Source organism: Cryobacterium fucosi (assembly GCF_004403515.1).
Taxonomy (GTDB): domain Bacteria; phylum Actinomycetota; class Actinomycetes; order Actinomycetales; family Microbacteriaceae; genus Cryobacterium; species Cryobacterium fucosi.
Genome location: NZ_SOHH01000095.1, coordinates 1 through 21,766 on the forward strand (window position 1 = coordinate 1; position 21,766 = coordinate 21,766).

Consider the following 21,766-nt stretch of genomic DNA (forward strand, 5'->3'; position numbering starts at 1 on the left):
CTGGCTGGTGCTGGCCACGATCGCGTTCAACCTCTCCCGCGCCATCGGCACGCTCGCCAGCACGGAGCTCGGCAAAGCGCGCAGCGGCACCATCCGCCGTAAACTCATCTCCATCCCGGCACGCCTCTCGACCTCGGCCCGGAAAATCGCCCTGCATTTGCCGAGCAGCTGGCCCTGGGAAACCGGATGGCAAACGCTGTTCACTGCGGCCTGCGGACCACCGCGAACCGCGACCATCTGACCACCCAGCCGAACGGCGCAACAGGACCAGGAACACCACCGGCAGCAAGGCCGGACGCACCGCCATGCCCGCGAGCAGAAAGCCCCGATCAATGGTTGGCGGCCTCACTCAACCAGGCTGACCGGTGGATCGAGGCTANACCAGGCTGACCGGTGGATCGAGGCTAAAGCCCAGCCCTCTTCCTCCCGGCGAGAGTGCAAAATCGGCCCCTTCACGCGAACTGAAGGGGCCGATTCTGCACTCTCGCGGACGTGGGTCAGCGGCGCAGGCGCAACCAGAGGCCGGCGAGCGGCGGCAGGGTGAGGGTTGCGGATGCCGGCCGGCCGGCCCAGGGCTCGGCCAGAGCCTGCACGGCACCGAGGTTTCCCACGCCGGAGCCGCCGAAGGTCTCCGCGTCCGTGTTGACGATCTCGTCCCACACACCGGCGAACGGGAGTCCGACCCGGTAGCCGGTGTGCGGCTGCCCGGAGAAGTTGAACAGGCACGCGACGGGGTTGCCGTCGTTGTCCCAGCGCAGGAACGAGATCACGTTCTGGGCGGCGGCACCGCCGTCGAGCAGCTCGAACCCGCCCGGGTCGTTGTCGCGCGCCCACAGGCTCGGATTGTCCCGGTAGGTGCGGTTGAGCGCGCCGACGAGGTTGAAGAGCCCGCGGTGGGCCGGCTGGTCCAGCATCCACCAGTCGAGGCCTCGTGACTCGCTCCACTCCGACCGCTGGCCGAATTCCTGGCCCATGAAGAGGAGCTGCTTGCCCGGGTGCGCCCACATGAACGACAGGTAGGCGCGCACATTCGCGAGTTGCTGCCACGAGTCGCCCGGCATCTTCGCGACGAGGGAACCCTTGCCGTGCACGACCTCGTCGTGGCTGATCGGCAGCAGGAAGTTCTCGCTGAAGGCGTAGACGAAGGAGAAGGTCATCTCGTTGTGGTGGTACGAGCGGTACATCGGGTCAACCTGCATGTACTCCAGGGAGTCGTGCATCCAGCCCATGTTCCATTTGAATCCGAAGCCGAGCCCGCCGCCGGAGGTCGGCGCGGTCACCCCGCCCCAGTTCGTCGACTCTTCGGCGATCATCACCGTGCCGGGGTTGCGCTTGTAGGCCGTGGCGGTGATCTCCTGGAGCAGGCTGATCGCCTCGAGGTTCTCGTTTCCGCCGTAGATGTTCGGCTCCCACTGGCCGTCCTCGCGGGAGTAGTCGAGGTAGAGCATGGAGGCGACCGCGTCGACCCGCAGGCCGTCGATGTGGAATTCCTCCAGCCAGTAGAGCGCGTTCGCGACGAGGAAGTTGCGCACCTGCTTCTGGCCGAAGTCGAAGACGTAGGTGCCCCAGTCCAGCTGCTCGCCGCGGCGCGGGTCGGGGTGTTCGTAGAGGGCCTGGCCGTCGAACCGGGCCAGGGCGAAGTCGTCCTTCGGGAAATGCCCGGGGACCCAGTCCATGATCACTCCGATCCCGGCCTGGTGCAGCCGGTCGATCAGGTAGCGCAGGTCGTCGGGGTGGCCGAACCGGCTGGTCGGCGCGTAATACCCGGTGACCTGGTAGCCCCAGGAGCCGCCGAACGGATGCTCGGACAACGGCATGAACTCGACGTGCGTGTAGGCGAGCTCCTCGAGGTAGGAAATGAGTTCGTCCGCGAGGTCGCGGTAGCCGAGCCCGGGCCGCCACGACCCGACGTGCATCTCGTAGATGCTCATCGGGCGGTCGTGCTGGTCGGTCGCCCCGCGCGCGGTCAGCCAGGCGGCATCCGCCCACTCGTACCGGGTCTCGCCGATGACCGACGCCGTCTTCGGCGGTATCTCCGTGTACCGGGCCATCGGGTCGGCCTTGCGCACCCAGTCGCCCGACTGGGCGAGCAGCTCGAACTTGTAGTTGGAGCCGGCGGTGAGTCCGGGCACGAACAGCTCCCAGACGCCGGTGCTGCCCATGTTGCGCATGGAGTGCAGCACGCCGCTCCAGCCGTTGAAGTCGCCGATCACCCGCACCGCTCGCGCGTGCGGAGCCCAGACCGAGAAGGACGTCCCGGTCGTTGTGCCCATCGCGCCGGCTTGCGGCCGGTAGTGCGCGCCGAGCACGTCCCACAGGCGTTCGTGGCGGCCCTCGCCGATCAGGTGCAGGTCGAGTTCACCCAGGGTGGGCAGGAACCGGTACGGGTCGTCGACCACCCAGGTCGGGGCGTCGCTGTAGCGCGCCTCCAGGGTGTAGTCGTGCAGGCCCAGCGTGCTCACGCCCTGCCAGATCCCGTGACCGAGGTGCGCCAATTCGATGTGCGCGCCGGTGGACAGGATGGCGAAGACCTCTGTGGCGAGCGGCCGCAGGGCACGGATGACCGTGAGCGGGTCGCTGATCGTTTGAGGACCGTTGCCCGACTGGCTCAGCAGGTGCTGGCCGAGGATCTCGTGCGGGTTGTAGTAGCGTCCTTCCGCGACCGCCTCGAGGATCTGGGCGGGGATGACGGGCAGCGCCGGCGAGACATCCTTCGCCGTTGCCGCGTTTGCCACGGCTGGGGCCTTCGTCACGGCTGGGGCCTTCGTCACGGCTGGGGCCTTCGCCCCTGCTGCGTCCTTCGGAACGGATGGATCCTGGTGGCCGTGCTTCATGTGACTGGTCCCTTCACGTGCAGGATGTGCACCGGTTCGGTGAATGCGTCGAGGCGCACGAAGTTGTCGGCGGTCCAGGTCCACCTGGCCCCGGTGATCAGGTCCTCGACCTCGAACGACGCGCCCTCTGCAATGCCGAAGCGGGTGACGTCGAGGTGCACGACGGTCTGCCGCACCGAGTGCGGGTCGACGTTCGCGACGATGACCAGCGCGTCGGGCTCGCCCGTGCCGGTGAACGGCGCGTCGAGGAACTTGCTGTAGACCAGCATCGCCTCGTCTTCGCTGGTGTGGACGTCGAGGTTGCGCAGCTGGCCGAGGGCCGGGTGCTCGGCCCGGATCCGGTTGAGCAGGGTGAGGTACGGCGCCAGTGAGGCGCCGCTCTTCTCCGCCTCCGCGAAGTCGCGGGGGCGGTACTCGTACTTCTCGTTGTCGATGTTCTCTTCCGCGCCGGGTCGCGCCACGGACTCGTAGAGTTCGAATCCGCTGTACAGGCCCCAGGTCGGCGCGGCGGTGGCGGCCAGGGCGGCGCGGATCTTGAACGCGGCCGGGCCGCCGAACTGGAGGTACTCGGAGAGGATGTCGGGGGTGTTCACGAACAGGTTGGGGCGCACGAAGTCGGCCGTCTGATGGGCGAGACCGTCGAAGAACTCCTCGAGCTCCTCCTTCGTGTTCCGCCAGGTGAAGTAGGTGTACGACTGCTGGAAACCGACCTTCCCCAGTCCCTGCAGCAGCGCCGGGCGGGTGAACGCCTCGGCCAGGAAGAACACGTCGGGCGCCTCCTCGGCGACCGCGGCGATCAGCCACTCCCAGAAGTCGAGCGGCTTGGTGTGCGGGTTGTCGACGCGGAAGATCTTCACCCCGGCGGCGATCCAGTGCCGCACGATCCTCAGCACCTCGGCGCGGATGCCGGCCGGGTCGTTGTCGAAATTGATCGGGTAGATGTCCTGGTACTTCTTCGGCGGGTTCTCCGCGTAGGCGATAGAACCGTCAGGCAGAGTGGTGAACCACTCCGGATGCTCCGTCACCCACGGGTGGTCGGGGGAGGCCTGGAGCGCCAGGTCGATCGCGATCTCCACGCCGCTCTCCTTCGCCGCGTCGAGGAAGAAGCCGAAGTCCGCCAGGGTGCCCAGGTCAGGGTGGATGGCGTCATGTCCGCCCTCGGCGGAGCCGATCGCCCAGGGAGATCCTGGGTCGTCCGGGCCGGCATGGAGGGTGTTGTTCGGCCCCTTGCGGTAGGCGCGGCCGATCGGGTGGATGGGCGGCAGGTAGACCACGTCGAACCCCATGGCGGCCACCGCCGGCAGACGCTTCGCGGCCGTGCGGAAGGTGCCGCTCTGCCAGGAACCGTCTTCGCGGCGCACGGCCCCCTCCGAGCGGGGGAAGAACTCGTACCAGGAGCCGACGCCGGCGCGGGTGCGTTCGACCAGGATCGTGCGCGGCTCCGAGACCGACTCGAGGCCGGTGATCGGTCGCACGGCGACGGCCGCGAGCAGCTTGGGGTCAGACAGGACGGTGAAGCGTGAATCGACGGATGCGGTGACGTCGCCCAGGGTCTTCGCCGCCGTCGTGAACAGGCGCCGCTCGGCCACCGGCCGGCCCGTGTCGGTGCCCGCGGTCGCGAGCATCTCCGCCCCGATCAGGAACATGAGCTCGACGTCGATCCCCGCGGGGATCTTCACCGACGCGTTGTGGTGCCAGGTCGCCCACTCGTCGGCATAGGCGCGGACGCGGTACTGCCACCGGCCCTGGCTGCCGAGGAGGACCTCGGTTTCCCAACGGTCGGTTCCCGGTGCGCCTGGGCTCATCGGGTGCCGGGTCAGCGTGCCGTCCGGGCTGGTCAGCAACAGCATGGCGCCGATCAGGTCGTGGCCCTCCCGGAACGCCGTCGCGCCGAAAGGCACGACCTCGCCCGCGAACGCCTTGACGGGCCAGAGGTTGTCCGGCAGTTGCGGGGAGAGGTCCAGGATCGGGATGCGCCCGATCCGCGTCATCGCAGGCGTCGCCCCCACCCCCTGCCGTGCCGCCGTGGTGCTGGTCTTCGGGATGGTCAGGGTCGCACCGGAGGATTCAGGAGCCGCGCCTGCGCGTTTTACTGTCTTAGCCACGTATTGACCGTAGCGCGAAATGTCGGCCCGGTGCGGTCCGCATTGACGCAATGGGCACATCCCGGCCCTAGGCTTAGGTGCGTGAAGGCGATCCGCAAATTTACCGTCCGTACCGTCCTGCCCGAGTCGCTTGCAGCGCTCGATGAGCTGGCGGGCAACCTGCGCTGGTCCTGGCATCAGCCGACCCGCCAGCTGTTCGAGCACATAGCCCCCGAGCTGTGGCGTGAGGTCGGCGCCGACCCGGTGGCGCTGCTCGGGTCCGTCGATCCGGCCAGGCTCGAGACGCTCTCCCGCGACCACGACTACGTGTCCTGGGTGAACTCCATCTGCGGCGACCTCAGGGACTACCTCGAGCAGCCGCGCTGGTACCAGGGCCTCGAGGGCGAGAAGCCCGAGTCGATCGCGTATTTCTCCCCGGAGTTCGGTATCGCCGCCGCGTTGCCGCAGTACTCGGGCGGGTTGGGCATCTTGGCCGGAGACCACCTGAAGAGCGCCTCCGACCTCGGCGTGCCGTTGGTCGGCGTCGGCCTGTTCTACCGGGCGGGCTATTTCAGCCAGGCGATCTCGCCCGACGGCTGGCAGATGGAAAGCTACCCGCTCCTCGACCCCGACGGGTTGCCGCTGTCGGTGCTGCGCCGGGCCGACGGCTCGGCAGTGCAGGTGTCGCTCGCCCTGCCGGACAACCGCACGCTGCACGCCCGGGTCTGGCAGGCCATGGTCGGCCGGATCCGCCTGCTCATGCTCGACACCGACATCCCGGAGAACGCGGACGACCTGAGGCTGGTCACCGACCGTCTCTACGGCGGCGGCGGCGAACACCGCCTGCTGCAGGAACTGCTCCTCGGAATCGGCGGCGCGCGCGCCGTCAAGCTGTGGAGCAACCTCAACGGGCGCCCGGACCCCGAGGTGTTCCACACCAACGAGGGCCACGCCGGATTCCTCGGCCTGGAGCGCATCTCCAGCCTGATCGGCGAGGGCCTGAGCTTCTCCGAGGCTCTGCAGGTCGCCCGTGCCGGAACGGTCTTCACCACCCACACGCCCGTCGCGGCCGGCATCGACCGGTTCGATCGGAGCCTGGTGCGGCGCTACTTCGAGACCGACCTGCTGCCCGGCGTGGCGGTCGACGACCTCCTCGCCCTGGGCGCCGAGAACTACCAGGACGGGTCGCCCGACGTCTTCAACATGGCGCTGATGGGCCTCCGCCTCGGGCAGCGCGCCAACGGCGTGTCCAAGCTGCACGGCGAGGTCAGCCGGCGGATGTTCAAGGGACTCTGGCCGGGCTTCGACGCGGAAGACGTGCCGATCGCCTCGATCACCAACGGCGTGCACGCGCCGACGTGGACCGACCCCGCGCTCCTCGCGCTCGCCCAGCACCGCCTCGGCACCAGCGACACCTCCGAGGCCGACTGGGCGTCAGACGCCGTGTCAGACGACGACCTCTGGCAGGTGCGCGGCCAGATGCGCCTCCAGTTCGTCGAGGATGCGCGCCGGCGGATTGCGACCGCCTGGCTCGCACAGAACCCGGGAGGGATCGTGCCGTCCTGGACCCAGAACGTCTTCGACCCGAGCGTGCTCACCATCGGCTTCGCCCGCCGGGTCCCGACCTACAAACGGCTCACCCTGATGCTGCACGACCCCGAACGGCTCCGTGCGCTGCTGCTGCACCCCGAGCACCCGATCCAGATCGTGATCGCCGGAAAGTCCCACCCCGCGGACGAAGAAGGCAAGCGCCTGATCCAGAAGGTCGTACAGTTCGCGGCCGATCCTGAACTGCGCACCAGGATCGCGTTCCTCCCTGACTACAACATCGGCATGGCCCAGTTGATGTACCCGGGCACCGACGTCTGGCTCAACAACCCGCTGCGGCCCCTCGAAGCCTGCGGCACGTCCGGGATGAAGGCGGCCCTGAACGGCGCGCTCAACCTCTCGATCCTCGACGGTTGGTGGCCGGAATACTACGACGGCAAGAACGGCTGGGCGATCCCGTCCGCGGACGCCGCCGGCGATTCCGCCGAACGCGACCGGATAGAGGCAGACGCGCTCTACGAGCTGATCGAGCACCACGTCGCCCCCCGGTTCTACGACCGCAACGCCGACGGCGTGCCCGAACGGTGGGTGTCGTCGATCCGGCACACCCTCGCCGGGCTGTCCCCCGAGCTGAACGCGGGCCGGATGGTGCGGGAGTACGTTCAGAAGCTCTACCGCCCGGCCGGCCAGGCCGAGGCCAGGCTCTCCGCCGACAACTACCGTGCCGCGCGCGAGCTGGCTGTCTGGAAGGGCCGGATCGTCGCGGCCTGGCCTGGGGTGGCCGTGGCCCACGTCGAATCGGGCGGCGTCGCGACCGTGCCGCAGGTCGGCGACGAGCTGCACCTGCGCGCCCACGTGCAACTGAACGGCCTGGAGCCGGGCGACGTGACCGTGGAGGTCGTCTACGGGAAGAGCCTGGGCAACGACGAGCTGAGCGACGTCAGCACCCTGGCCCTCGATGCCGCGATCGATCCGGACCAGGAGACGACAGGCAGTCCGGCCCCCGGCAGCGCGACCCTGTTCACCGGCATGGTCCAGCTCGACCGCGGCGGCGCGTTCGGCTACACCGTGCGGGTCGTGCCCCGCAACGATCTGCTGATCAGCCCGGCGGAGATGGGTCTGATCGCCGTCGCCGGCTGAGCCGGCGGGGGGAGACCGGCGTTCAACCGCGGGAGATCGCCGCGAACACGGCGTCGGTCACCCGGGCAAGGTCGGCCGGGGCGAGTTCGATGTCGAAACCGCGGCGACCGCCCGAGACGAAGACGGTGTCGAAGAGCTGGGCGTCCTCGTCGATGACCGTCGGCAACGATGTCTTCTGTCCGATCGGGCTGATCCCGCCGACGACGTAGCCGGTCTTGCGTTCCGCGGTCCTCGGATCGGCCATGACGGCCCTCTTCGCGCGGACGGATGCGGCCAGCGCCTTCAGGTCGAGCTGGCCGGTGACCGGCACGATGCCGACGATGAGGGCGCCGTCCGCCTCGGCGAGGAGGGTCTTGAACACCCGGGCCGGGTCGAGGCCGAGCTTCTCCGCGGCTTCGAGTCCGAAGTTCGTCGCGTGGGCGTCGTGGTCGTACAGGTGCGGGGTGAAGGAGATTCCGGCCTTCTCCAAGGCGAGCGTGGCGGGGGTTCCCGCACCGTGTTCCGCCCGCTTGCCCATGCCCCTGTTTCCCGGAACGGAGGTTAGTGGGCCCGGAAGAGCTGCATTGACGCGCCCGGGACGAGCAGCCGGGTGCCAGGGAGATGTTCGATCACGGCATCGGTGATGTCGTCGTGGCTCGAGTCCCAGAGCAGCGTGTACGAGCCCACTCCCGTGTGCTTCGGCAGCGTCACCGTGACATCCGCTTCCCGGCCCTGCACGATCAACAGGATCCGGTTGAATTCCTCGTGCTCCGGGGTGCTCGCCGCGAGGTACTGCAGCGTGCGCTCATTCGACGAATGCCAGTCCTCCTCGGACATCGAATCGCCCAGCGCGTTGTACCAGTCCATTTCGCTGGCGCTCAGGGTTGTTTCCCCCGGGCGACCGAATCGCACCGGCCGGAGGGCCGGGTTCTCCCGGCGCAGTTCGAGCAGGCGCCGACTGACCCGGTGCAGGTCGACCTGCCAGTCGTCCAGGTCCCAATTCAGCCAGGTGAGTTCGCTGTCGTGGCAGTAGGCGTTGTTGTTGCCGCGCTGGCTGCGCCCGAATTCATCGCCGGCCGTGATCATCGGCACGCCGGCCGAGAGGAGGAGCGTGGCCAGCAGGTTGCGCATGGCCTTCCGGCGGGTGGTGAGGATGGTCGTGTTCCGGGTGGGACCCTCGATGCCGTGGTTGAACGAGTTGTTGCCGTCGGTGCCGTCCCGGTTCGACTCGCCGTTGCCGACGTTGTGCTTGACGTTGTAGGCGGTGAGGTCTGCCATCGTGAAACCGTCGTGGGCGGTGATGAAGTTCAACGAGGCGAGCGGCCCGCGCTCCTCCGAGAACGTGTTGGAGGACCCCGCGAGGCGGGCCGCGAATCGTCCGATGCCGCTGCCCGCGTGACCGTCGCGCGCCGCGGCGAGGTCAGTCAGCCAGAACGAGCGCATCCGGTCCCGGTAGCGGTCGTTCCATTCCGTCCAGCCGTCGACGAAGTTGCCGGTCTGCCAGCCGCCCTGCCCGATGTCCCACGGTTCGGCGATGAGCTTCACGTCGGCCAGGTCGGGGTCGGTCCGGATCGCCGTGAGGAGTGGGTGGTCCCGTTGGTACTCGACGTTGCCGTCACGGCCGAGGGTCGCGGCCAGGTCGAAACGGAATCCGTCGATCTGCACGTCGTTCGCCCAGTAGCGCAGCGAGTCGAGCACGAGACGGTGCGGCACCTCGTGCGACACGTTGAGGGTGTTGCCGCATCCGGTGACATCGATGTACGCGCCGGCGTCGTTCTGCCGGTAGTAGGTTGCATTGTCGATGCCGCGCAGGCTGCTGACCGGGCCGTTCGGGCCTTCCTCAGCGGTGTGGTTGTAGACCACGTCGAGAATGACCTCGAGGCCGGCCTCGTGCAGCAGCTTGACCATGCCCTTGAATTCCCGGAGCACGGCCTCCGGGCCGGCGGATTGGGAGTCCGTGGTGGCGTAGTCGGCGTGCGGCGAGAAGAAATTAAAGGTGTTGTAACCCCAGTAGTTGGTCAGGCCCTGCTTGATCAGGCGCTGTTCGGAGACGAATGCGTGCACCGGGAGCAGTTCGACCGAAGTGACGCCGAGGTTCTTCAGGTAGCCGATGGTCGACTCGTGGGCGAGGCCGGCGTAGGTCCCGCGCAGGTTGGCCGGGACCGCCGGATTGAGCCTGCTCAGCCCGCGCACGTGGGCCTCGTAGACGACCGTGTGGTCGAGCGAGGTCTTCGGTTTGACCGACCCGGCCCAGTCGAAGCCGCCGTCCACGACGGATGACTGCCACTGGTCGGGGCCGACCCGCACGAGGCCCCGGGAATACGGTTCGATCAGCATTTTCTCCGGGTGGAAGGAGTTCTTCGCCGAGGCAGGACCGGAGACCCGGATGCCGTACCGACGGCCGGGGGAGAGGGTGCGGGATCGCCCGAACCACACATCGTTGGCGTCCCTGGTCATGGGGACGGTCTTGATGATCCAGTTGGGATCGGTCTGGTCGAAAATGCACAGTTCCATGGAATCGGCGTTCTTCGACCACACGCGCAGCTCGCCGCCGTTGCCCCCCAGCCGGACGCCGAGGTTGCGCAGGGGATCACCGGAAGTCATGGGTTCTAGAGTAATGAGTACAGACGGTCGGTTTGACCACAATCAGACCTGCCCATGCCCGAAAACCTGCGGAGGATCCCCATGGCGGTCTACCTGGACCACGCCGCGACGACACCGATGCTTCCCGGCGCCATCGCGGCGTTCACCGAAGCGATGACGGTCGTGGGCAACCCCGCCTCGATCCACAGCCAGGGCCAGCTCAAGAAACGGATGCTCGAGGAAGCCCGCGAAACCGTGGCGGCCAGTGTCGGCTGCGACCCGATCGAGGTCGTCTTCACGGCCGGCGGCACCGAATCGGTCAACCTCGGCATCAAAGGGCTGTTCTGGGCCCGGGCGCCCCGGCGACGCATCCTCGTTCCCGGCGGGGAACACCACGCCACCGTCGACACCGTCGAATGGCTGGAACGGCACGAGGGCGCGGTGATCGACTGGCTGCCGCTGGACGAGCACGGCCGGGTCAGCCCTGCCGCCGTCGCCCGCGCGATCGCGGCCCACCCGGACGAGATCGCCCTGGTCACGCTGCTCGCCGCCAACAACGAGGTCGGCACGCTCCAGCCCGTGGCGGAGGTCGCCGCGCTCGCCGCGGCCCACGGCATCCCGGTGCATGTCGACGCGGTGGCGGCCTACGGGCACGTCCCGATCGACTTCCGCTCCCTCAGCCGCGGGGGAGTGTCCGCGGTGAGCGTCTCGGCGCACAAGATCGGCGGCCCGGTCGGTATCGGCGCGCTGGTTCTGTCCCGGCGCGCGACCGTGGAGCCGCTGCTGCACGGCGGCGGGCAGCAGCGGCAGGTGCGCAGCGGCACCCAGGATGTCGCGGCAGCCGTGGCCTTCGCCGTGGCCGCGGCGGCGGCGGGCGAGGACCTGCCCGGGGAGAACGCGCGCGTCGCCCTGCTCCGGCGGGCCGTCGTGGACGGGGTGCTGGCAGCGGTGCCGACCGCACGGCTCAACGGCGACCCTGACCCGGCCCGCCACCTGCCCGGAACAGCACACTTCAGCTTCCCCGGCTGCGAGGGCGATTCGCTCCTGTTCCTGCTCGACGCCGCCGGCGTCGCCGTGTCGACCGGCTCGGCCTGCCAGGCCGGGATCCCGGAGCCCTCGCACGTGCTGCGGGCGATGGGCCGCAGCGAGGTGGAGGCCCGGGGGGCCCTCCGGATCACCCTCGGCCGCACCTCGACCATGGCCGACGTCGAGGCCCTGCTCGTCGCACTGCCCGCCGCCCACGCCCAGGCCTCCCGCGCCGGCATGGCCGACCGGGTCCCCGGCCGCTGACGCTGTAGCGGATGCCGGTGCGGCCGGCCTGACCTCGCGCATCCGTCACGCTCGGCCGCGGCTCGAGCGCGCCAGTTGCGCCGCTGCGCTCCAAGTGTGCCTGGCGCGCAGAGGCGCAGATGGCGCGTTGGCCGTTCCGGCCGAGGGGCGCATCCGTGGTGGAGTGTGCCGAAGGGTATACATCTCGGCCTGCATGCGTAAGAGAATACTTACAGGTAGGCGATGTGGGAAGGAGAGTGCACCGTGACTGTCGAGGACGAGATCGCCCGGATTGCTGCTCTCGCCAACCCGCATCGGTACAGGATCATCGCCATACTGGCGGAAGAGTCGCTGCATGTGAGCGAACTCGCCCGCCGCTTGGGCATGTCGCGCGCCCTGCTCTATATGCACCTGCAGCGACTCGAGGCGGCCGGCTACGTGACCGGCCACCTCGAACTCTCTGACCGCGGCACGGCCCTGAAATTCTTCGAGGTCGTGCCGTTCCACCTCACTATCGACGTCGCCGGCATCGTTGCCGCGGTGGCGTCCGCCCCGGCCGCGTCCGCCCCGGCCGCGTCCGCCCCGGCCGCGTCCGCCCCGGCCCAATCTGACACAGAAAGCTCACACTGATGGAAAGCATTCTCTGTTCGCCTGGATCGCAATTGCCGGCATCGTCGCGGCATCCGTGCGTTCCCGCGAGAAAAGATCAGAGTCCGCCGGAGTGGACGACCTTCGCGATCTCGTCGCACGGAACACAGCGAGCAACCAGGCCGTGCTCGACAAGCTCGACCGCCTGGAAACCCGCCTCGCCTCGGTCGAGAACACCCTGACCGATATTCCCTGACCCGGCGCATCCGTCGCGCTCGGCCCCCTCCGCGAGCGCGCCAGTTGCGCCGCTGCGCGCCAGGCACACTTGGTGCGCAGCGGCGAAGGTGGCGCGTTGGCCATTCGGTCCGACCCGATTACACTCGTCAGGTGAAGGTTTTGGCAGCAATGAGCGGTGGGGTCGACTCCGCCGTCGCCGCAGCCCGCGCGGTGGAGGCGGGACACGAGGTGGTCGGTGTGCACCTGGCGCTGAGCCGGATGCCCGGAACCCTCCGCACCGGCAGTCGCGGTTGCTGCACGGTCGAGGACTCGATGGACGCCCAGCGGGCAGCGAACATCATCGGCATCCCCTACTACGTCTGGGACTTCTCCGAACGGTTCAAGCTCGACGTGGTCGACGACTTCATCGCCGAATACGCGGCCGGCCGCACTCCGAACCCCTGCATGCGCTGTAACGAGCGCATCAAGTTCGCGGCCCTGCTCGAGAAGGCCATCGACCTCGGCTTCGACGCCGTCGCCACCGGGCATTACGCCACGATCCTGACGGATGCCGACGGCAACCGCGAACTGCACCGCGCCAGCGCCTGGGCCAAGGACCAGTCCTACGTGCTCGGCGTGCTCACCCAGGACCAGCTCGCGCACTCGATGTTCCCGCTCGGGGCCACCCCGTCCAAGGCGGAGGTGCGCGCCGAAGCCGCCGAACGCGGCTTCTCCGTGGCCACCAAGCCTGACTCCTACGACATCTGCTTCATCCCCGACGGCGACACCCGGGGCTGGCTGGCCGAGCGCGTGCCGCCGGCGACCGGTGACATCCTCGACCGTGACGGCAACACCCTCGGCCGGCACGAGGGTGCCGCCGCGTTCACGGTCGGCCAGCGCAAGGGCCTCCAGATCGGCACCCCGGCCGCCGACGGCAAACCGCGGTTCGTGCTCGAGGTGCGCCCGATCAGCAACACCGTCGTCGTCGGGCCGAAGGAGGCGCTCGCGATCAAGGAGATAGCCGGCACGAAGTTCACCTGGTGCGGCGTCGCCCCCGCGCACCCGGAGATCGCCTTCGACTGCGACGTGCAGATCCGCGCCCACGCCGACCCGGTCCCCGCGGTGGCGCAGGTGGTCTCGACGGTCTCGACAGGCTCGACCACCGGTGGCTCGACCACCGGAGCGGTGATCGAGCCTGTCGAGATCCGGGTCTCGACGGTCTCGACAGGCTCGACCACCGGTGGCTCGACGGCCGGCGGCTCGACGGCCTCGATAGGCTCGACCAGCGGAGGCGACGGGGTGGAACTCCGGATCCTGCCCGTTGAGCCGCTGACCGGCGTCGCGCCCGGGCAGACCGCCGTGGTCTACCTCGGCACCCGCGTGCTCGGCCAGTGCACCATCGACCGCACCGTGAGCGCCGTCCCTGTCGCCGACTCGGTCGCCGCCGCAGATGCCTGACGGCGCGGTCGCCGAAACCCCGGCCGCCCTGCACCGGGCCGCAGCCGAGGTCGCCGAACTCACCCAGCGGATCCTGGCCGCCAGGGACGCCTATTACGAGCGCAACGAGGTCGTCATCTCGGATGCCGACTACGACGCCTTGGTCAACCGTCTCGCCGTCCTCGAGCGTGAATTCGCCGAGCTGGCCAGTCAGGACAGCCCGACCCAGACCGTCGGCGGCCGTGCCGAAACCAGCCTGTTCGCACCGGTGCAACACGCCGAACGCATGCTCAGCCTCGACAACGTGTTCTCGATCGACGAGTTCCAGGGTTGGGCCGCGAAGGTCGAGCGGGATGCCGGCCGAAGCGTGCACTACCTCTGCGAACTCAAGATCGACGGCCTGGCCGTCAACCTCCGCTACGAACACGGCGTGCTGGTCACCGCGGCGACCCGCGGCGACGGTGTGGTCGGCGAAGACGTCACCGAGAACATCCACTGGGTCCCCGGGATCCCGCGACACCTGGCCGGCACGGGCCACCCCGCCCTGATGGAGGTGCGCGGCGAGGTTTTCTTCCCGGTGGAGGCCTTTCGTGAACTCAACGCAGAGCAGGCCGCGGCCGGCGAGCGGGTCTTCTCGAACCCGCGCAATGCCGCGGCGGGCTCACTGCGCCAGAAGGCCGAGGGCAAGGCCCCCGAACCGTTGCGGCTGATGCGCGCCCGGCTTGCCCGACTCCGGATGCTGGTCCACGGCATCGGCGCCTGGGCCGACCCGCCCGTGGCCGCCCAGTCCGAGGTCTACGGGCTGCTCCGCGGCTGGGGACTGCCGACCAGCACCTACTTCCGGGTGGAGCCGGCCGCCGAGCAGGCGGCGAGCTTCATCGAGTACTACGGCGTGCACCGCGCCAGCGTCGAGCACGAGATCGACGGGATCGTGATCAAGGTCGACGAACTCGCCCTGCACGCCGAACTCGGCGCCACCAGCCGGGCCCCCCGCTGGGCGATCGCTTATAAATACCCCCCGGAACAGGTCAACACCAAACTGCTCGACATCGTCGTGAGCGTCGGCCGCACCGGACGGGCCACCCCGTTCGCGGTGATGGAGAAGGTGCGGGTCGCCGGCTCCGAGGTGCGCCAGGCCACGCTGCACAACCAGGACGTGGTCAAGGCCAAGGGGATCCTGATCGGCGACACCGTCGTGCTGCGCAAGGCCGGCGACGTCATCCCCGAGGTGCTCGGCCCGGTGGTCGAGCTCCGCGACGGCACCGAACGCGCGTTCGCGATGCCCGCGAACTGCCCGGAGTGCGGCACCCCGCTTGCCCCGTCCAAGGAGGGAGACATCGACTTGCGCTGCCCGAACGCGCGCAGCTGCCCCGCGCAGGTGCGCGGACGGGTCGAACACATCGGCTCGCGCGGCGCCCTCGACATCGAGGTCCTCGGCGAGGTCGCCGCGGCCGCGCTGACCCAGCCGACCGTGCCTGCCGAGCCGCCGCTGTCCACGGAGGCCGGCCTGTTCGGCCTCACCCTGGCCGACCTGCTGCCGATCGAGGTGGTGGTGCGGGATGCCGAGACGGGGCTGCCCCGTGAGGAGGAGGACGGCTCCGCCCGCCTGCGCACGCCGTTCCGTCGCAACCCGTCGGCCGCGGAGAAGAAGCAGGGGATGAGCGGGCCGCAGCCCTCCTCCAACGCGATCAAGCTGCTGCGGGAGATCGAGCTGGCGAAGACCAAGCCGCTCTGGCGGCTGCTGGTGGCCCTCAACATCCGTCACGTCGGCCCGGTGGCCGCGCGCGCTCTCGCCGGCCACTTCGGGTCCCTCGACCTGGTCCGCGCCGCCGCTCGGGAAGAACTCGCCGAGGTCGATGGGGTCGGCGGCATCATCGCGGATGCCGTCCTCGCCTGGTTCGAGGTCGACTGGCACCGGGAGATCGTGGACCAGTGGACGCGCGCCGGGGTGCTGTTCACAACGCCCGGCCATCCGGGGCCGGGAGCCGCGGCCGCGGCCGGCGGTGTGCTGAGCGGGCTGACGGTCGTCGCCACCGGTTCCCTCGAAGGCTACAGCCGGGAGGAGGCCCAGGAGGCCATCATCGCCGCCGGCGGCAAGTCCGCGTCCAGCGTCTCGAAGAACACGGACTTCGTCGCCGCCGGGCCCGGCGCCGGGTCGAAGCTGGCCAAGGCCGAGCAACTCGGGGTCCGGATCCTCAACGCCGCCGAGTTCCACCTGCTCGTGACGCACGGCCCCGCCGCGCTCGGGGACGGTGCGGGGGAGACCCCGGCCGCCCCGGCCGACTGAGTCAGCCGGCCGCGGGTACGGTCCCGTCGTCGACCCAGCCGGGCACCATCAGGGTGAACAGCTCCGCGTCCTCGATGCTCCACACGTGGTGCATGCCCGGCGGGATCCAGCGGTCCGCGGTAGGCATCCAGACCCTCGGGGCTGCCGCCGCGGTTCACGTCCTCGAACACGCGGGCGGCATTGTCGGGCCGGATGCCGACGCCGTGTTCGAGTGGGTAGCTCACGACAGCGCCTCCACGGTCTCGCCCAGCCAGGCCAGCTCAGCTTCGGCGTGGCGAATCCCGTTCCGGAGGGTGGCACGGCGGAGGGCGTGCGCGAGGTCGACGGGTTCGCCGACGAAGAAGACCCGCACCAGGAAGGCGTCGTGGGGCGTCTCGGGGGGCAGCGGGGAGGCCGGCCACTCGCGCAGCGCGGTGAGGCCGGTCGGGGTGATCCGGTGCACGCGTCGGTCCGGGCGCCCGTCCTGGGCGATCACTTCCACTTCCGCGAGGCCCTCGGCGACGAGGAGGGCCAGCGTGCGATAGATCTGGGACTGGTCGCCGGACCAAGCAAGTATCAATTTTCGGGCAAAAGTCACCCCTTTATGGGGGGAACGCGACCGGTCAACCGCGTCGCCGTTTCAGTACTCTGGTCATGCAGGCCTTGTGTTTCACGTCGAGCTACCCAACTGCTCGGTGTTCGTGAGGGGACGTACCCGAGTTTGCTTTTAGCGGCGGCACTGATTTCCGCCTCATTGACCTTCCACACGGTCAGTGAGCCCCTTGGAGTGCGCTCGCTCACGACCCCGGCAGTCACCGCCCGGGTCTCGGCAGCCCCAGCGCCGTCGGGAGTCGTCATCCTGTCCACCCCGCTTCGGCTGGTCCTCGCGGTGTCTGGGGAGCCAGGGGTCGCGGCGCAACCGGCAACCTCCGTGCAACCGGCGGCCTCTCTGGTGGCAGGGGCGGACGCCAGCCTCGATTCGGTGCGACGGATGTCCGGGGCCAGCCTTCTCGCGGGCCTGTCGCGGCTGACCGTCAGCGACATCTCCACCTTCGTCGCCGAGTTTCCCGGCCAGGTCGACTCCCTGCTGGCCGTGCCTCCCTCCGCGACGGAGGTCACGGGGTGGTGGACCGGGCTCGACGGCACCGAGCGGTCGTCCCTCCTCGCCGGGGCGCCGCGGTTGGTCGGCAACCTCGACGGCATCCCCTTCCGGGAGCGCGGGCGGGCCAACGCCCGCTACCTGGGACGGAGCCTGGCCGAGGTGGACCGCCGCCTCGCCGGCTCGCTCGACGACGCGTCACGGGACGCCGCGACGCGCGAGCGCGCCATCCTGACCCAGGTCCAGGCCGCGCTCCGCTCGACCGATGGGGGTCCCCGCCGATCCTTGATCCTCCTGGACACCGTGGCGGGGGGCCGGGCCGCCATCGCCCTCGGGAACCCGGACACCGCCGCCTTCGTCAGCTACCTCGTGCCGGGCATGAACTACGGCGTCGAATCTCAGATCGTGAACTGGACCGCGACCGCGGAGGCCCTCTACGCCGAACAACGCACCGTGCTCGCCGAGCGGGCCGCGAGCGGTCGGGGTGCGGCCGCCGCGGGAATCGCGGTCGTCTCCTGGATCGGCTACGAAGCACCGGACCTGTTCAGCGTCGGGGGCCTCGACCACGCCGTCGCAGGCGCCGACTTCCTCGAGAAGTACTCGCAGGGCATCCGCTCCGACCGCGCCCGCAACCAGCCCTTCGTCTCGGTGTTCGCGCACTCCTACGGCTCGACGGTCGCCCTCACGGCCCTCGCGCGCGGGTCGTTCGAGGTCGACGCGCTGGTGCTGGTCGGTTCTCCCGGCAGCCAGATCCAGTCTGTGGACAATCTGAGCGTGGCCAATGGCAACGTGTTCGTGGGAAAGGCCGATTGGGACCCGGCGGTCAACAGTGCCTTCTTCGGCAGCGACCCGGGTGCGGAATCGTACGGCGCCCGGCCGCTGGGGGTCTCCGGCGCGCGCGACCGGCTCACCGGGACGTGGTTCGCCGGGTCGCTCGGCCACAACGCCTATTTCGACCGGGGCAGCGAGTCGCTGCACAACATGGCCCTGATCGGAACGGACAACGCGGATCTGGTCACCAACGGCTCCGAATAGAATTGGGGAATCCACCTCGACGATAATCGGAGCAACATGTCTGAAATCACGGCCGAGCAGGTAGCGCATTTGGCCAACCTCGCCCGGATCGACCTCAGCCCGGAGGAGATCAACCGCCTCACCACGGAACTCGGCCAGATCGTCGATTCCGTCGCGAAGGTAGCCGAAGTGGCCACCCCCGACGTTCCGGCGACCAGCCACCCGATGCCGCTGACCAACGTCTTCCGCCCCGACACTGTCGTTCCCTCGCTCACCGTCGAACAGGCGCTTTCCGGCGCGCCCGACCACGACGGCGACAAGTTCCGAGTGCCCGCGATCCTGGACGAGGAGTGAGAATGACCAACCTGATCAAGCTGTCCGCCGCCGACCTCTCCGGCCTGCTCGCCGACCGGTCGGTGAGCTCGGTGGAAGTGACGCGCGCCCACCTCGACCACATCGCGGCCGTCGACACCGATGTGCACGCCTTCCTGCACGTGGCCAGGGATGCCGCACTCGCCACCGCGGCCCGGATCGACGCCCGCCGCGCCGCCGGCGACGTCCTCGGCCCGCTCGCCGGGGTCCCGATAGCCATCAAGGACGTGCTCGCCACCCAGGACATGCCGTCCACGGCCGGCTCCAAAATCCTCGAAGGCTGGATTCCGCCGTACGACGCCACCGTCGTCAGGCGGGTGCGCGACGCCGGACTGATTCCGCTCGGCAAGACCAACATGGACGAATTCGCGATGGGCTCGTCGACCGAGTTCTCCGCCTACGGCCCGACCCACAACCCGTGGGACCTGGACCGGATCCCCGGCGGGTCGGGAGGCGGCTCCGCCGCCGCGGTGAGCTCCTTCGAGGCGCCCCTCGCCCTCGGCAGCGACACCGGCGGTTCCATCCGCCAGCCCGCCGCCGTCACCGGCTCGGTCGGCGTCAAGCCCACCTACGGCGGCGTCTCCCGCTACGGGTCGATCGCGCTGGCGTCCTCGCTGGACCAGGTCGGTCCCGTCACCCGCACGGTCTACGACGCTGCCCTGCTGCACGATGTCATCGGCGGGCACGACCCGCTCGACTCGACCTCGCTCACCGATTCCTGGCCGTCGATGGCCGCCGCCGCGCGGGCCGGCCTGGCCGACGGCGCACTGAAGGGTGTCCGCGTCGGCGTCATCAGGGAGCTCGCCGGTGAGGGATTCCAGCCCGGCGTCAGGCAGCGCTTCGGGGAGACCCTGGCCCTGCTCGCCGCTGCCGGCGCGGAGATCGTGCAGGTCAGCGCGCCGAACTTCGAGTACGCCATCGCCGCGTACTACCTGATCCTGCCCGCGGAGGCGTCGAGCAACCTGGCAAGGTTCGACTCGGTGCGCTTCGGCATCCGGGTCAACCCGGCCGAGGGACCCCTCACCAGCGAGCGCGTGATGGCGGCCACCCGCGACGCCGGCTTCGGCCCCGAGGTCAAGCGCCGCATCATCCTCGGCACCTACGCGCTGAGCGCCGGGTACTACGACGCGTACTACGGCAGCGCCCAGAAGGTGCGCACGCTCATCCAGCGCGACTTCGACGCGGCCTTCGCCCAGGTCGATGTGCTGGTGTCGCCGAGCGCGCCCACCACGGCCTTCAAGTTCGGTGAGAAGATGACCGACCCGATGGCGATGTACCTCAACGACGTCACCACCATCCCGGCGAACCTCGCCGGCGTGCCCGGGATGAGCCTTCCGATGGGGCTCGCCCCCGAGGACGGGCTCCCCGTCGGCCTGCAGATCATGGCGCCGGCGAAACTGGATGCCCGCCTCTACACCTTCGGTGCCGCCGTCGAGCGCCTGCTGGAGGCGACCTGGGGGCACACCCTGCTCAGCCAGGCACCCGAGCTCGCGCCCACCGAAATGTTCGCCAGCGAAGAGGGAGTCGTCTGATGAAAAAGGCCGAACTGATGGACTACGACAAGGCGCTCGAACTGTTCGAGCCGGTGCTCGGCTTCGAGGTGCACGTCGAACTCAACACCAAGACCAAGATGTTCTGCGGCTGTGCCAACGAATTCGGCCAGGGAGCCAACACCAACACCTGCCCGACCTGCCTCGGCCTGCCCGGCGGACTCCCGCAGGTGAACGCGAAGGCGATCGAGTCGAGCATCCGCCTCGGCCTCGCCCTCGGCTGCGAGATCGCCGAGTATTCCCGCTTCGCCCGCAAGAACTACTTCTACCCGGACACCGCGAAGAACTTCCAGACCTCGCAGTACGACGAACCGATCGCCTTCAACGGCCAACTCACGATCGAGCTCGAAAGCGGCCGCCTGGTCACGGTCGACATCGAACGCGCCCACATGGAGGACGACGCCGGAAAGCTCACCCACGTCGGCGGCCAGGCCGGTCGCATCCAGGGCGCCGACTACTCGCTCGTGGACTACAACCGCGGCGGAGTGCCGCTGGTCGAGATCGTCACCCGGATGATCGAGGGCGGCGAGGCCGACTCCCCGGAGATCGGGCGCAGCTACGTCGCCGCGATCCGCGAGATCGTGAAGGGCCTCGGCGTCTCCAACGCCCGGATGGAAGAGGGCAACGTGCGCTGCGACGCCAACGTGTCCCTCCGCCCCCGCGGATCGAACATCCTGGGCACGCGAACCGAGACCAAGAACGTGAACTCGCTGCGTTCGGTCGAACGCGCCGTGCGCTACGAGATCCAGCGCCAGGCGGCGCTGCTGGCCGCGGGCGGAACCATCACCCAGGAGACCAGGCACTGGCACGAGGACACCGGCATCACCTCCGCCGGCCGGCCCAAGTCCGACGCCGACGACTACCGCTACTTCCCCGAGCCAGACCTCGTGCCCGTCGCGCCGTCGCGTGAATGGGTCGAGGAGCTTCGTGCCACCCTGCCGGAGCCCCCGGCGGCCCGGCGCAAGCGACTCCAGGCCGACTGGGGCTTTGCCAACCTCGAGTTCCAGGACGTCGTCAACTCCGACCTGCTCGACGCCGTCGAGGCCACCATCGCCGCCGGAGCGGCCGCCCAGGCTGCCCGCAAGTGGTGGACCGGGGAGATCGCCAGGCTCGCGAACGTCGCCGGCGTGGCCGCACATTCGCTCGTGCACCCCGTGCAGGTGGCCGCCCTGATCGAACTCGTCGTGGCAGGCACTCTCACCGACCGCCTGGCCCGCCAGGTCCTCGAAGGCGTCATCGCCGGCGAGGGCACCCCGCTCGAAGTCGTCGAACTGCGCGGACTCGCGGTCGTCTCAGACGACGGCCCGCTCATCGCAGCGATCGACGAGGCACTGGCCGCCCAGCCCGACGTGCTCGCGAAGATCCGCGTTGGCAAGGTTCAGGCCGCCGGTGCCGTGATCGGAGCCGTCATGAAGGCCATGCGCGGCCAGGCGGATGCCGCCCGGGTGCGGGAGCTCGTGCTGGAGAGAGCCGGAACGGCCCAGTAATGGCATTCCGGAAGCGACAGCAGCCGGCCGAACCCGGGCGAACCGGGTTCGGCGTCGGGGTCCAGGTCGTGGTGCGGCTCGACCGCAGCCGCCACCCTGATTCCGGCACCCCGGACCCGAGCGGGGTGATCGTGGCCGGCGGAGACATGGAAGGCGCCGCACTGTATGCCCCGGTGACCCTGCGGGAGGCCGTCTGGGTGGTGCAGTTCGACGAGCCGTTCTACGGACTCGACGGGTCCGGCCCGCATGAGTCCGCCCGGGTGGCGCAGAGCTACCTCGACGCGGCCCCGGAAGCGTGAA

Annotated in this window: 18 protein-coding genes; 12 read left to right on the forward strand and 6 right to left on the reverse strand. The window is 69.4% G+C overall.

Translation table 11 applies throughout. The annotated features are described in order from the left end of the window. Positions 1-241: transposase (locus E3T48_RS13705; protein ID WP_174844175.1), on the forward strand; the 241-nt coding region annotated here is incomplete at its 5' end. Positions 242-497: 256 nt separating this feature from the next. On the opposite strand, the gene glgB is transcribed toward E3T48_RS13705, so the two are convergent. Together glgB and E3T48_RS13715 are read right to left on the reverse strand one after the other, a co-directional pair. Beyond that, complete coding sequence (glgB, locus tag E3T48_RS13710) at positions 498-2,753, reverse strand: 1,4-alpha-glucan branching protein GlgB (RefSeq protein WP_241986819.1); 2,256 nt, start codon at positions 2,751-2,753, stop codon at positions 498-500. A 77-nt stretch (positions 2,754-2,830) separates the two neighbouring features. Further along, entirely contained in the window at positions 2,831-4,825 is a 1,995-nt protein-coding gene (locus E3T48_RS13715; protein WP_134524667.1) for an alpha-1,4-glucan--maltose-1-phosphate maltosyltransferase, read from the reverse strand. A gap of 195 nt (positions 4,826-5,020) precedes the next feature. Between E3T48_RS13715 and glgP the strand changes: the two genes are divergently transcribed. After that, positions 5,021-7,606 (forward strand): alpha-glucan family phosphorylase, encoded by a 2,586-nt coding sequence (glgP, locus tag E3T48_RS13720; protein ID WP_134524603.1) that lies wholly within the window; start codon positions 5,021-5,023, stop codon positions 7,604-7,606. Between the two features lie 22 nt (positions 7,607-7,628). Here the strand turns inward: glgP and ybaK are convergent, their stop codons facing one another. Together ybaK and glgX are read right to left on the reverse strand one after the other, a co-directional pair. Continuing rightward, the gene (gene ybaK, locus E3T48_RS13725) at positions 7,629-8,123 is read right to left on the reverse strand and encodes a Cys-tRNA(Pro) deacylase (protein ID WP_134524604.1); all 495 of its coding nucleotides are present in this window, start codon (positions 8,121-8,123) and stop codon (positions 7,629-7,631) included. A 23-nt stretch (positions 8,124-8,146) separates the two neighbouring features. Further along, positions 8,147-10,189: a glycogen debranching protein GlgX gene (gene glgX, locus E3T48_RS13730; protein WP_134524605.1), complete on the reverse strand. Its 2,043-nt coding sequence runs from the start codon at positions 10,187-10,189 to the stop codon at positions 8,147-8,149. A gap of 81 nt (positions 10,190-10,270) precedes the next feature. Here glgX and E3T48_RS13735 point away from each other — a divergent pair, with 81 nt between their 5' ends. From E3T48_RS13735 to ligA, 5 genes are all read left to right on the forward strand, one after another. Then, entirely contained in the window at positions 10,271-11,458 is a 1,188-nt protein-coding gene (locus E3T48_RS13735; protein WP_134524606.1) for a cysteine desulfurase family protein, read from the forward strand. A gap of 243 nt (positions 11,459-11,701) precedes the next feature. Next, entirely contained in the window at positions 11,702-12,067 is a 366-nt protein-coding gene (locus tag E3T48_RS13740; RefSeq protein ID WP_241986820.1) for an ArsR/SmtB family transcription factor, read from the forward strand. Between the two features lie 91 nt (positions 12,068-12,158). Continuing rightward, complete coding sequence (locus E3T48_RS17435; RefSeq protein ID WP_255455834.1) at positions 12,159-12,281, forward strand: hypothetical protein; 123 nt, start codon at positions 12,159-12,161, stop codon at positions 12,279-12,281. Between the two features lie 131 nt (positions 12,282-12,412). Beyond that, entirely contained in the window at positions 12,413-13,699 is a 1,287-nt protein-coding gene (mnmA, locus tag E3T48_RS13745) for a tRNA 2-thiouridine(34) synthase MnmA (RefSeq protein ID WP_241986821.1), read from the forward strand. Beyond that, a complete protein-coding gene (ligA, locus tag E3T48_RS13755) occupies positions 13,692-15,965 on the forward strand; it encodes an NAD-dependent DNA ligase LigA (RefSeq protein ID WP_134524608.1) in 2,274 nt (757 codons plus the stop codon). The genes mnmA and ligA overlap by 8 nt, the downstream gene beginning before the upstream one ends. A 1-nt stretch (position 15,966) precedes the next feature. Here ligA and E3T48_RS17440 read toward each other — a convergent pair whose 3' ends face one another. Together E3T48_RS17440 and E3T48_RS13760 are read right to left on the reverse strand one after the other, a co-directional pair. After that, positions 15,967-16,092, reverse strand: coding sequence for a hypothetical protein (locus tag E3T48_RS17440; RefSeq protein ID WP_255455835.1), 126 nt, complete (start codon positions 16,090-16,092; stop codon positions 15,967-15,969). Positions 16,093-16,185: 93 nt separating this feature from the next. After that, positions 16,186-16,524 carry a PadR family transcriptional regulator gene (locus E3T48_RS13760; RefSeq protein ID WP_166789744.1) on the reverse strand — a complete coding sequence of 113 codons (339 nt, stop codon included), beginning with the start codon at positions 16,522-16,524 and terminating at the stop codon, positions 16,186-16,188. Positions 16,525-16,935: 411 nt separating this feature from the next. On the opposite strand from E3T48_RS13760, the gene E3T48_RS13765 reads away from it, so the two are divergent. The 5 genes from E3T48_RS13765 to E3T48_RS13785 are packed head-to-tail and all read left to right on the forward strand — an operon-like array spanning position 16,936 to position 21,765. Next, on the forward strand, positions 16,936-18,078 hold the full coding sequence (locus E3T48_RS13765; RefSeq protein ID WP_166789745.1) for an alpha/beta hydrolase: 1,143 nt from the start codon (positions 16,936-16,938) through the stop codon (positions 18,076-18,078). A 36-nt stretch (positions 18,079-18,114) separates the two neighbouring features. Beyond that, positions 18,115-18,411, forward strand: coding sequence for an Asp-tRNA(Asn)/Glu-tRNA(Gln) amidotransferase subunit GatC (gene gatC, locus E3T48_RS13770; RefSeq protein ID WP_134507059.1), 297 nt, complete (start codon positions 18,115-18,117; stop codon positions 18,409-18,411). A 2-nt stretch (positions 18,412-18,413) separates the two neighbouring features. Continuing rightward, positions 18,414-19,961, forward strand: a complete 1,548-nt coding sequence (gene gatA / locus E3T48_RS13775) for an Asp-tRNA(Asn)/Glu-tRNA(Gln) amidotransferase subunit GatA (RefSeq protein ID WP_134524611.1) — start codon at positions 18,414-18,416, stop codon at positions 19,959-19,961. After that, on the forward strand, positions 19,961-21,466 hold the full coding sequence (gene gatB / locus E3T48_RS13780) for an Asp-tRNA(Asn)/Glu-tRNA(Gln) amidotransferase subunit GatB (protein ID WP_134524612.1): 1,506 nt from the start codon (positions 19,961-19,963) through the stop codon (positions 21,464-21,466). The genes gatA and gatB overlap by 1 nt, the downstream gene beginning before the upstream one ends. Further along, entirely contained in the window at positions 21,466-21,765 is a 300-nt protein-coding gene (locus E3T48_RS13785) for a hypothetical protein (protein WP_134524613.1), read from the forward strand. The genes gatB and E3T48_RS13785 overlap by 1 nt, the downstream gene beginning before the upstream one ends. Position 21,766 lies beyond the last annotated feature (1 nt).